8 protein-coding genes are annotated in these 11287 nt (G+C 70.0%); 7 read left to right on the forward strand and 1 reads right to left on the reverse strand.

What is annotated here, in order from left to right; translation table 11 throughout:
- Positions 1-293: 293 nt before the first annotated feature.
- Positions 294-2048, reverse strand: a complete 1755-nt coding sequence (locus VGR06_RS22215; protein ID WP_327561034.1) for a long-chain fatty acid--CoA ligase — start codon at positions 2046-2048, stop codon at positions 294-296.
- 206 nt (positions 2049-2254) lie between these two features.
- Here VGR06_RS22215 and VGR06_RS22220 point away from each other — a divergent pair, with 206 nt between their 5' ends.
- From VGR06_RS22220 to VGR06_RS22250, 7 genes are all read left to right on the forward strand, one after another.
- A complete protein-coding gene (locus tag VGR06_RS22220; protein WP_327561035.1) occupies positions 2255-3049 on the forward strand; it encodes a TIGR03084 family metal-binding protein in 795 nt (264 codons plus the stop codon).
- A gap of 56 nt (positions 3050-3105) precedes the next feature.
- Entirely contained in the window at positions 3106-4719 is a 1614-nt protein-coding gene (locus VGR06_RS22225) for an acyclic terpene utilization AtuA family protein (protein ID WP_414637309.1), read from the forward strand.
- Positions 4716-5864, forward strand: a complete 1149-nt coding sequence (locus VGR06_RS22230) for an acyl-CoA dehydrogenase family protein (RefSeq protein WP_327561037.1) — start codon at positions 4716-4718, stop codon at positions 5862-5864. The genes VGR06_RS22225 and VGR06_RS22230 overlap by 4 nt, the downstream gene beginning before the upstream one ends.
- Positions 5861-7459, forward strand: a complete 1599-nt coding sequence (locus VGR06_RS22235) for an acyl-CoA carboxylase subunit beta (RefSeq protein ID WP_327561038.1) — start codon at positions 5861-5863, stop codon at positions 7457-7459. The genes VGR06_RS22230 and VGR06_RS22235 overlap by 4 nt, the downstream gene beginning before the upstream one ends.
- A 4-nt stretch (positions 7460-7463) precedes the next feature.
- Positions 7464-9422, forward strand: a complete 1959-nt coding sequence (locus VGR06_RS22240) for an acetyl/propionyl/methylcrotonyl-CoA carboxylase subunit alpha (protein WP_327561039.1) — start codon at positions 7464-7466, stop codon at positions 9420-9422.
- Complete coding sequence (locus VGR06_RS22245) at positions 9419-10576, forward strand: acyl-CoA dehydrogenase (RefSeq protein WP_327561040.1); 1158 nt, start codon at positions 9419-9421, stop codon at positions 10574-10576. Before VGR06_RS22240 ends, VGR06_RS22245 begins: the two co-directional genes overlap by 4 nt.
- A gap of 20 nt (positions 10577-10596) precedes the next feature.
- Positions 10597-11287 (forward strand): 2-dehydropantoate 2-reductase (locus VGR06_RS22250; protein ID WP_327561041.1); only part of this gene is annotated, 691 nt, incomplete at its 3' end.

The raw sequence follows: 11287 nt of genomic DNA on the forward strand, positions 1-11287 counted from the left end.
CCGCGCGACACCTCGGTGTCCACTGTGGAGTGGGTGCGAGGAATGCGTCCTTCCTCACGCCCAGCGTGAGGAAGGACGCATTCCTCGCACGACTTCGGAGCCACTGGAATACCTGGCGTCACCACAATCCCATCAGCAACAGCAACCACTCAGGTGATCTTGAAACAGCCGTGGGTCCACTCGGAGCGCTGCCGCTGGGTGAGCTGCTACTCAAAGTCACGCTCCGTGGCGGAATGTAACAGAGCGCCGTAGCTCATGGATCCCTGGGTGCGTGGTTGCTTGGTGCGCGCCGGCTACCCGTAGAGGGCGTCGATCTCCGTGGCGTACTTCTCGGTGATGGGGCGGCGGCGCAGTTTCATGGTGGGGGTGAGCTCGTCGCCGCCGGGCTCCCACACCACTGGCAGGACGGTGAACTTCTTGAGCTGCTCCACTCGGGACAGACGGGAGTTGGCGGTGTCCACAGCGGACTGGATGGCGGCGGTGAGGGCCGGATCTTTGGCGAGCTCGGCGATGGTGGCGTCGGGGTTGCCGTTGGCGGCGGCGAAGCCGGCGGCCATGTCGGGGTCGAGGACGATCAGGGCGGTGTTGTAGGGGCGGTTGTCGCCGATGGTGACGGCTTGGCCGATGAGGGCGGAGGCGGCGCGGACGGCGTTTTCGATGTTGGCTGGGGACATGTTCTTGCCGGCGGTGTTGATGATCAGTTCCTTTTTGCGGTCGATGATCGTCACGTAGCCGTCGGGGTCGATGGTGGCGATGTCGCCGGTGTGCAGCCAGCCGTCGGGGTCGATGGTTTCGGCGGTCTTCTCGGGGTCGTTGCGGTAGCCCTTCATCACGGTGGCGCCGCGGGCCAGGAGCTCGCCGTCGTCGGCGAGTGTGACCTCGACGCCGGGGATGGCGGTGCCGACGGTACCGATCTTGATCGCGTCCGGCGGGTTGATCGTGGCGCAGCAGGAAAGCTCGGACATGCCCCACAGTTCACAGACCGGAATGCCGATGGCGCACACGAATTCCAGCACGTCCGGGGCGATCGGGGCGGCGCCGGAGACCGCCACGCGGACCTGGTCCAGGCCGAGCAGGGCGCGGAACTTGGACAGCACCAGCTCGTCGGCCTGGCGGTACTCGGCTTCGAGCTCGGCCGGGACCGGGCCGGACTGTCCGGTTCGGACATAGCGCAGGCCGACGTCGATGGCCCAGCGGGCGGCCTGCTGCTTGGTGGGGTCGGGCTCGTGCTCGACGGCCGCCTCGATGCCGGCCTTGAGGCGGTACCACATCTGCGGCACGCCGCCCATGGTGGTCGGCTTGGCGTCGTGGAACGCGGTGAGGATGGTCTTGTAGTCGGCCAGGCAGGTGACCTCGGTGCCGTAGATCATCGAGGAGTAGTGGCAGCCCCAGCGATCCGCGACGTGGGCGGAGGGCAGGTAGGAGATCACCCGCTCGTCCTCCTGGTGGCCGAACACCTCGGCGGTGGCGGCACACTGGGCGAGGATGTTGGCGTGGGTGAGCTCGACGCCCTTGGGCGGGCCGGTGGTGCCCGAGGTGTAGATGATCGTCGCCAGGTCGGAGCCGGACACCGCGCGCCAGGAGCGTTCGAAGTCGAAGCCGGGCGCCGGGCGGTCCTCCAGTTCGTCCAGGGTCAACGCGTCGCCACTGTCCACGGTGATCAGGTGCGGGATGCCGGCCTGTTCGCAGACCTGGCGCAGCATCGGCAGGAACTGGCTCTCGGTGATCACCACGCGGTTGCCCGCGTTGGCGAACAGGTAGGCGATCTGTTCCGGCGCCGAGGTGTTGTAGACCGAGAACGGGGTGGCGCCGAGGTGCAGCGCGGCGGTGTCGCACAGGTGGAACTTGGGGCGGTTGACCATCATCAGCGCGACCGTGTCGCCCGGCCCGACGCCCAGCCCGGCGAGTCCCGCGGCGACCCGGCGCACCGCGTCGGCGTACACCCGCCAGGTGATCGACACCTTGCCGCCCGGCGTGCGCAGGGCCACCTTGTCGGGCCGTGCGGCAGCGGTGAGCTGGAAAGCCTCGCAGAGCGTCGTCGCTGTCATGCCGGTCACAGTGCCACATGAAATGAGGGTTCTGCACTGCATGTCCGGTAGTTGCGCTGGCACCGGTGGTCGGCCGGCCGGTTGCTCGCGGTGGGCCACCATGCCGTGCCACCACTCCCAACCGGGGTCATGCATAACCCTCACGGCCAGATAAAAACAAGCATGCATGCTTGAAATTCGGCAACGGCGCGTGGCACGGTGGTCCCGTGGTAGAGCTGACCGCGCTGCTCGCCGACCTCGATGCCGAGAGTGCCGAGCTCGAGGCGATGGTGACCCCGCTGCCCGAGGCGGACTGGGCCCGGCCGACGCCGGCTCCCGGCTGGACGGTCGCGCACCAGGTGGCGCATCTGGCGTGGACCGACGAGCGGGCGCTGCTGGCGGCGACCGACGCCGAGGCGTTCCACGCGGAGATCATGGAGCTGGCACGCGACCCGAACCGGCGCTGGGTGGACGAGTCCGCGGACGAGGGCGCCGCGGTGCCGCCGGCCGAGCTGCTCGACCGATGGCGGCGGAGCCGCGCAAGGCTGGCCGAGGCGCTGGCGGCCGTGCCGGTCGGGGAAAAGCTGCCCTGGTACGGGCCGCCGATGAGCGTGGCGTCGATGGCCACCGCGCGGCTGATGGAGACCTGGGCGCACACCACCGACGTGGCCGATGCGCTCCGGGTGCGGCGGGCGCCGACCGTGCGGTTGCGGCACGTGGCGCATCTCGGCGTGCGCACCCGGGATTTTGCTTACCGGGTAAGGAACCTGACACCGCCGGCGGAGCCGTTCCGGGTCGAGTTGGCGGCTCCGGACGGGAGCGCCTGGACCTGGGGGCCGGAGGACGCCGGGCAGCGGGTGACCGGGCCGGCGCTGGACTTCTGCCTGGTCGTCACCCAGCGGGTGCACCGCGACGACACTCGGTTGGTGGCCAGCGGCAGTGACGCGGACGAGTGGTTGGACATCGCGCAGGCGTTCGCGGGGCCGCCGGGGGACGGGCGGAAGCCGGGGGAGCGGTCGTGATCCGGATCGGCAACGCGTCCGGGTTCTACGGCGACCGGCTCTCCGCGGTGCACGAGATGCTCACCGGCGGGCCACTGGACGTGCTCACCGGCGACTACCTGGCCGAGCTGACCATGCTGATCCTGGGCCGGGACCGGATGAAGGACCCGAACCGCGGCTACGCCAGGACATTTCTGCGCCAGCTGGAGGAGAGCCTCGGGCTCGCCGTCGAGCGCGGCGTCAAGATCGTCACGAACGCGGGCGGGCTCAACCCGGCCGGGCTCGCCGATGCGCTGCGGGAGCTGGCCGGCCGGTTGGGACTCGACGTGGCCGTTGCCCACGTCGAGGGTGATGACCTGCTCACTCGGGCGAGTGAGTTCGGCTTTGACGGGGTGCTGACCGCCAACGCCTATCTCGGGGCGTGGGGGATCGCGGAATGCCTCCATGCCGGGGCGGACGTGGTGGTCACCGGGCGGGTCACGGACGCCTCGCTGGTGGTCGGGCCGGCTGCGGCGCACTTCGGCTGGGCGCGGGAGGACTACGACGCGCTGGCCGGCGCGGTGGTCGCCGGCCATGTCGTCGAGTGCGGCGCGCAGGCCACCGGCGGCAACTACGCGTTCTTCGCCGAACTGGACGACCTCGACCATCCCGGCTTCCCGATCGCCGAGATCCACGCGGACGGCTCGTCGGTGATCACCAAACATCCCGGCACGGGCGGCGCGGTGACCGTGGAAACCGTGACCGCCCAACTGCTCTACGAGATCGGCGGCCCGGCCTACCTCGGGCCGGACGTGACCAGCCGGTTCGAGACGATCACGCTCGCCGATGACGGCCCGGACCGGGTGCGGATCAGCGGTGTGCGCGGCGCACCACCGCCCGCCACGCTCAAGGTTTGCCTCAACACCCTGGACGGCTTCCGCAACAGCAGCACGTTCGTCCTCTGTGGACTCGATATCGAGCGGAAGGCCGACCTGGCGCGGCGTCAGCTCGAACGGGCAGTCGGCACGGACGGCATCACCTGGACGCTGGCCCGTACGGACCATCCCGACGCGGACACCGAGGAGACCGCGAGCGCGTTGCTGCACGTTACGATCATGACTCCGGATCTGGGGGTGGCCAAGGCGTTCTCCCGGGCGTGCGTGGAGCTGGCACTCGCCTCGTACCCCGGGTTCACGCTCACCGCGCCACCGTCGGACGGTAGCCCGGTCGGCGTGTACCGGCCGGAGTACGTCGACCAGTCCGCTGTGGAGCACGTCGCGGTGTTGCCGAATGGGGAGCGCCGCCGAATCGCCCCGCCGAGTGCCATGAATGACTCATTCAGGGCTCAGGACGCCCTGAATGAGTCATTCATGGCAGTCCCGACCCGGCGCGTACCGCTCGGTGTGGTCGCCGGCGCGCGCTCCGGCGACAAGGGCGGCGACGCGAACCTCGGGGTCTGGGCGCGCAAGGAGGAGGCCTACGCCTGGCTCGCCCACGAGCTCACGGTCGAGCGGCTGCGTCAACTTCTGCCCGAGGCCAAGGTCCTGGAGATCGAGCGGCATGTGCTGCCGAACCTGCGGGCGCTGAACTTCGTGATCCACGGGCTGCTCGGACAGGGCGTGGCCGCGTCGACGCGGTTCGATCCGCAGGCCAAGGCGCTCGGCGAGTGGCTGCGCTCCCGGTACGTCGATGTTCCGGAGGTGTTGCTGTGACGGATCCGTTTGACACGCCGGAACGTAAAGCGCTGCGGGAGAGCTGCCGGGCGTTCGTGACCCGGGAGATCGTGCCGAACCTGGCGGACTGGGAGCGCGACGGCGAGATCCCGCGCGAGTTGCACAAACGGACGGCCGGGGTCGGGTTGCTGGCGGTGGGTGTGCCCGAGGAGGTCGGCGGCAGCGGCGGCGACGTCATCGACGGCACGGTGGTGACCGAGGCGTTCATCGAGGCCGGCGCCTCGTCCGGGCTGCTGGCCGGCCTGTTCACCCACGGCATCGCGGTGCCGCACATGATCAGCGCCGGAGACCCGGGCCACATCGAGAGGTTCGTGCGGCCGGCGCTGGCCGGCGAGAAGATCGGCGCGCTCGGTGTCACCGAGCCGGACGCCGGCTCGGACGTGGCCTCGTTGCGCACCACCGCGGTCCGGGACGGCGACCACTACGTCGTCAACGGTGCCAAGACGTTCATCACCTCCGGGGTGCGCGCGGACTTCGTGACCACGGCGGTGCGCACCGGCGGCCCGGGCTACGGCGGGATCAGCCTGCTGGTGATCGAGCGCGGCACACCAGGGTTCACGGTGAGCCGCAAGCTGGACAAGATGGGCTGGCTCTGCTCGGACACGGCTGAAATGTCCTTTGTAGACGTCCGAGTGCCGGCGGCCAACCTGGTGGGCGAGGAGAACGGCGGCTTCGTCCTGGTCATGCAGCAGTTCGTGAGCGAGCGGCTGGGCCTGGCCGCACACGCCTACTCGGTCGCGCAGCGGGCGCTCGACCTGACCGTGGCCTACGTGCGGCAGCGCCAGACGTTCGGCCGGCCGCTGATCTCCCGGCAGGTGGTGCAGCACAAGCTCGTCGAGATGCGGCAGCGCGTCGAATTGGCCCGCACCTACACCCGGGCGGTCGTCGCGCGGATGGCCGCGGGCGAGCAACCCGTGGCCGAGGCGTGCCTGGCCAAGAACGCTGCAGTGGCCGCCTGCGACTGGGTCGTCGACGCGGCCGTGCAGCTGCACGGGGGGATGGGTTACATGCGTGAGTCCGAAGTGGAACGACACTACCGGGACGCCCGCATCCTCGGCATCGGCGGCGGCGCCACCGAGGTGCTCACCGATCTGGCGGCCAAGCTGCTGGGGTACAACAAATGACCACCCTCAAGTCCACAGTGGACCAAAAGGCCGCCGAGTTCGCGGCGAACCGGGAGGGCATGCTGGCCAAGCTCGCCGAGCTGGAAGCCGAGCACGCCAAGGCGATCGCCGGCGGCGGCGAGAAGTACGTCGAGCGGCACCGCAAGCGCGGCAAGCTGCTGGCCCGGGAGCGGGTGGAGCTGCTGCTGGATCCGGACTCGCCGTTCCTGGAGCTCTCACCGCTGGCCGCATGGGGGAGCAGCTACCAGGTCGGTGCCAGCGTGATCACCGGGATCGGCGTGGTCGAGGGCGTCGAGTGCCTGGTCAGCGCCAGCGATCCGACGGTCAAGGGCGGCGCCAGCAACCCGTGGACGACGCGGAAAGGCTTCCGGGCCGCGGACATCGCGGCGCAGAACCGGCTGCCGACGTTCCACCTGGTCGAGTCCGGCGGGGCGGATCTGCCCACCCAGAAGGAGATCTTCATCCCCGGCGGTCGGATCTTCCGTGATCTCACCCAGTCCTCGGCGGCCAAGGTGCCCACGATCGCACTGGTGTTCGGCAACTCCACGGCCGGCGGTGCGTACCTGCCGGGCATGTCGGACTACGTGGTGATGGTCAAGGAGCGGGCCAAGGTGTTCCTCGGCGGCCCGCCGCTGGTGAAGATGGCCACCGGCGAGGAGTCCGACGACGAGTCGCTCGGCGGCGCGGAGATGCACGCCCGCACCTCCGGCCTCGCCGACTTCCTCGCGGTGGACGAGCTGGACGCGATCCGGATCGGGCGGCGGATCATGGCCCGGCTGAACTGGCGCAAGCACGGGCCGGCGCCGGACCCCGACTACGCCGAGCCGCTGTGCGACCCGGAGGACCTGCTCGGCATCGTCCCGGCCGATCTGAAGATCCCGTTCGACCCGCGCGAGGTGATCGCCCGGGTGGTCGACGGCTCCGACTTCGACGAGTTCAAACCGTTGTACGGCACCAGCCTGGTCACCGGGTGGGCGCGGATACACGGCTACCCGGTCGGCATCCTGGCCAACGCGCAGGGCGTGCTGTTCAGCCAGGAGTCGCAGAAAGCAGCCCAGTTCATCCAGCTGGCCAACCAGATCGACACGCCGCTGCTGTTCCTGCACAACACCACCGGCTACATGGTGGGCAAGGATTACGAGCAGGGCGGGATCATCAAGCACGGCGCGCAGATGATCAACGCGGTGGCCAACTCGAAGGTGCCGCACCTGTCGATCCTCATGGGCGCGTCCTACGGCGCCGGGAACTACGGCATGTGCGGCCGGGCCTACGATCCGCGGTTCCTGTTCGTCTGGCCGAGCGCGAAGTCCGCGGTGATGGGGCCGCAGCAGCTGGCCGGCGTGCTGTCCATCGTGGCCAGGCAGGCCGCGGCGAGCCGGAGCCAGGCCTACGACGAGGCGGGGGACGCGGCCATGCGGGCCATGGTGGAGAACCAGATCGAGGCCGAGTCGCTGCCGATGTTCCTGTCCGGCATGGTGTACGACGACGGCATCATCGACCCGCGGGACACCCGGACGGTGCTCGGCATCTGCCTGTCGGTGATCCACAACAACCCTGTTCGCGGCGCCGACGGCTTCGGCGTCTTCCGGATGTGAGGCCATGATCTCGACAGTCTTGGTGGCCAACCGCGGGGAGATCGCCCGGCGGATCTTCCGCACCTGCCGGGATCTCGGCCTCGGCACGGTCGCGGTGTACTCGGACGCGGACGCCGAAGCACCGCACGTGGCCGAGGCGGACGCCGCCGTGCACCTGCCGGGAAACGCGCCTGGCGAGACGTACCTGCGGCCGGACCTGCTGATCGCCGCGGCCGTCGGGGCCGGGGCGGACGCGGTCCACCCCGGATACGGGTTCCTGTCGGAGAACCCGGACTTCGCGCGAGCGGTGATCGAGGCCGGCCTGACGTGGATCGGTCCGCCGCCCGCGGCGATCGAGTCGATGGGCTCCAAGATCGAGGCGAAGCGGCTGATGGCCGTGGCCGGCGTGCCCCTGATGTACGAGGTGGAGCAGCCGACCGTCGACGATCTGCCGGTGCTGATCAAGGCATCGGCCGGTGGCGGCGGTCGGGGCATGCGCGTCGTGCGATCGCTGGCCGAGCTGCCGGAGCAGCTCGAGGCCGCCCGCTCGGAGGCGGCGTCGGCATTCGGCGACCCGACCGTGTTCTGTGAGCCGTACCTGGAGAACGGCCGGCACGTCGAGGTGCAGGTGCTGGCCGACCGGCACGGTACCGTGTGGACGGTGGGGGAGCGGGAGTGCTCGATCCAGCGCCGGCACCAGAAGATCGTCGAGGAGTCGCCGTCTCCCTTGGTGGAACGGGTTTCCGGGATGCGGGAGACGTTGTTCGAGGCGGCCCGCGAGGCCGCGCGGGCGATCGGCTATGTCGGGGCCGGCACCGTGGAGTTCCTGGCTGACGAGCACGGCCTGTTCTACTTCCTGGAGATGAACACCCGGCTGCAGGTCGAGCATCCGGTGACCGAGTGCGTGACCGGGTTGGATCTGGTGCGGCTGCAGCTGTCCGTGGCTGATGGCGAACGGTTGCCCGACACACCACCGGAACCACACGGGCACGCCATCGAGGCCAGGCTCTACGCCGAGGTTCCGGCCGAGGACTGGCGACCGCAGAGCGGCCTACTGCACCGCTTCGAGGTGCCGGCCGGGACCGAGTTCACCAACCCGCCGAGCGCCGGCGTCCGGCTGGACTCCGGGGTGGTGAGCGGGTCGGCGGTCGGCGTGCACTACGACCCCATGCTGGCCAAGGTGATCGCCTGGGCGCCGAGCCGCGGCGCCGCCGCGCGCAGCCTCGCCGGGGCGCTTCGCCGGTCCCGGATCCACGGCGTGGCCACGAACCAGGCGCTGCTGGTGCGCGTGCTGGAGCATCCCGCGTTCCTCGCCGGCGATACGGACACCGGGTTCTTCGACCGGCACGGGCTGGTCACGCTCGCCGAACCGCTGGCGGACAAGGATTCCACCGCGCTTGCCACGGTGGCGGCGGCGCTGGCCGACGCCGCGGAGAATCGTGCTACGGCCCGGGTGCTCGGCCGGGTCCCCGGCGGCTGGCGCAACGTGCCGTCCGTGCCGCAGGTGAAGCGGTTCCGGTGCGGCGAGGACGAGCACGAAGTGCGTTACCGGATGACGCGGGCCGGTGCCGTGGTGGAGGGTTTCGAGAACGTCACCGTGGTCGTTGCCATGCCCGAGACCGTCGTGCTGCGCATTGGCGTTGTGCGACGGACGTTCCATGTCGCCCGGTATCCCGGACTCATCCATGTGGACAGTCCACTCGGGTCGGTCGCGCTCACGCCGGTGGACCGCTTCCCGGATCCGGCGTCCCAGGTCGCCGCCGGGTCCCTGCTGGCGCCGATGCCGGGCACAGTGGTGCGGGTCGCGGTGTCCCAGGGTGATCGCGTCGCCGAGGGGCAGCCGCTGCTCTGGCTTGAGGCGATGAAGATGGAGCACCGAATCAACGCCCCGGTGGGCGGTGTGGTGGCCGAACTTCCGGTGGCGCCCGGTGATCAGGTCGAGGTCGGGCGGGTTCTCGTTGTGGTCAAAGAGGAGCAGAGATGAGCTTTGTGGAGTCCGAGGAGCGCCAGGCGCTCCGCGCGGCGGTGGCTGATATGGCGCGCCGCTACGGGTCGGCGTACATGTCCCGCAAGGCCCGGGCCGGCGAGAAGACCACCGAGTTGTGGGAGGAGGCCGGTAAGCTCGGCTACCTCGGGGTGAACGTGCCGGAGGAGTACGGCGGCGGGGGCGGCGGCATCGGTGATCTGGCCGCGGTCCTGGAGGAACTGGCCGCCGCCGGGTGCGGGCTGCTGCTCATGGTGGTATCGCCGGCCATCTGCGCCACGATCGTCAGCCGGTTCGGCACCGACGAGCAGAAGGCGGAGTGGTTGCCGAAGTTCGCCGACGGCTCGATCAAGATGGCGTTCGCGATCACCGAACCGGACGCCGGGTCCAACGCGCACAAGCTGACCACCACCGCGCGCCGGGACGGCGACGGTTGGGTCCTCAGTGGACGGAAGGTGTTCATCTCCGGCGTGGATGACGCGGACGCCGTACTCGTCGTCGGTCGCACCGAGGACGCGAAGACCGGCCGGTTGAAGCCGGCGCTCTACATCGTGCCCACCGACACCGCCGGGTTCGAGTTCCGTCCTATTGAGATGGACCTGATCTCGCCGGACAAGCAGTTCATGGTGTTCCTTGACGACGTGCGGCTGCCCGCCGACGCGCTGGTCGGCTCCGAGGACGCCGCGCTGCTGCAGCTGTTCGCCGGGCTGAACCCGGAGCGGATCATGGCGGCGGCGTTCGCGGTCGGGTCGGCGCGGCACGCCCTCGGCAAGGCCGTTGCCTACGTCAACCAGCGGCAGGTGTGGGACAAGCCGATCGGCGCGCACCAGGGCCTCGCGCACCCGCTCGCGCAGTGCAAGATCGAGCTCGAGCTGGCCCGGCTGATGATGCAGAAGGCGGCCGCCCTGTACGACGCGGGCGAGGACCTGGCCGCCGGGGAAGCCGCGAACATGGCCAAGTACGCGGCCGGCGAGGTCGCGGTACGGGCGACTGATCAAGCGGTCCAGTCGCTCGGCGGCAACGGGATGACAACCGAGTACGGCGTCGCCTCGCTGGTCGCCGCTGCCCGGGCGACCCGGATCGCGCCGGTCAGCCGGGAGATGATCCTCAACTTCGTGGCGACGCAGTCGCTGGGATTGCCGAAGTCGTACTGAGCGACGACGATGCCCTCCTCATGGGCCGCCGATATGTCGTCGTGGGATGCGGAGCGGTTGGAGGGCTGTACGGGGCGCGCTTGATCGCAGCGGGTCACGACGTGACGTTCGTCGTTCGCTCCGACGCCGAGGAGCTGAGGACGCACGGCTTGCAGGTGGACTCGGTCGACGGCGACATCCACCTCTCGCCCGACTCCTTCGCAGTCACGACGGCGATGGAGCACGCCGTCGTCGCCGATGTCGTCATCCTCGCCGTCAAGGCCACGAGCGAGGTGGACGTGCGCCCCCTCCTCGGCCCGGCGACGACGCTCGCCGTCTTCCAGACCGGCCTCGGCGTCGAGGCGGCCGCCGAACGACGCTCACCGGGAGCCGGCGCGGTGGTCGGTGGCCTGTGCTTCGTGTGCGCGTCCAAGGTCGGAGCCGCCCATGTGCGCCATGAGGACTATGGGCTGGTGACGTTGGCGCTGTACCGGGGCGACCTGCGTGCAGCCGAGGCGATCGGCGACGACCTGCGCGGCGCGAAGGTCGCCGTCGACGTGACGCCGGATCTCACGTCCGCTCGCTGGCGGAAGCTCTTGTGGAACGTTCCGGTCAGCGGGCTGACGGCGTTGCTCGGTGTGGGCACGGACGAGCTACTGGCACGGGCGTCGGGCCGGGCCCTGGTGGTCTCGATCATGGAGGAGGTCGTCGCTGGGGCTCAGGCCTGCGGTG

Source organism: Actinophytocola sp., from assembly GCF_036002505.1.
GTDB lineage: Bacteria > Actinomycetota > Actinomycetes > Mycobacteriales > Pseudonocardiaceae > DASYTH01.

What these genes read in the sequence shown, in the direction of transcription:
- VGR06_RS22225 (WP_414637309.1), top strand. Translation starts at nt 3,106, where the DNA reads ATGCTCACCGGCGGGCCACTGGACGTGCTCACCGGCGACTACCTGGCC.
- VGR06_RS22215 (WP_327561034.1), bottom strand. Translation starts at nt 2,048, where the DNA reads ATGACAGCGACGACGCTCTGCGAGGCTTTCCAGCTCACCGCTGCCGCA.
- VGR06_RS22245 (WP_327561040.1), top strand. Translation starts at nt 9,419, where the DNA reads ATGAGCTTTGTGGAGTCCGAGGAGCGCCAGGCGCTCCGCGCGGCGGTG.
- VGR06_RS22235 (WP_327561038.1), top strand. Translation starts at nt 5,861, where the DNA reads ATGACCACCCTCAAGTCCACAGTGGACCAAAAGGCCGCCGAGTTCGCG.
- VGR06_RS22240 (WP_327561039.1), top strand. Translation starts at nt 7,464, where the DNA reads ATGATCTCGACAGTCTTGGTGGCCAACCGCGGGGAGATCGCCCGGCGG.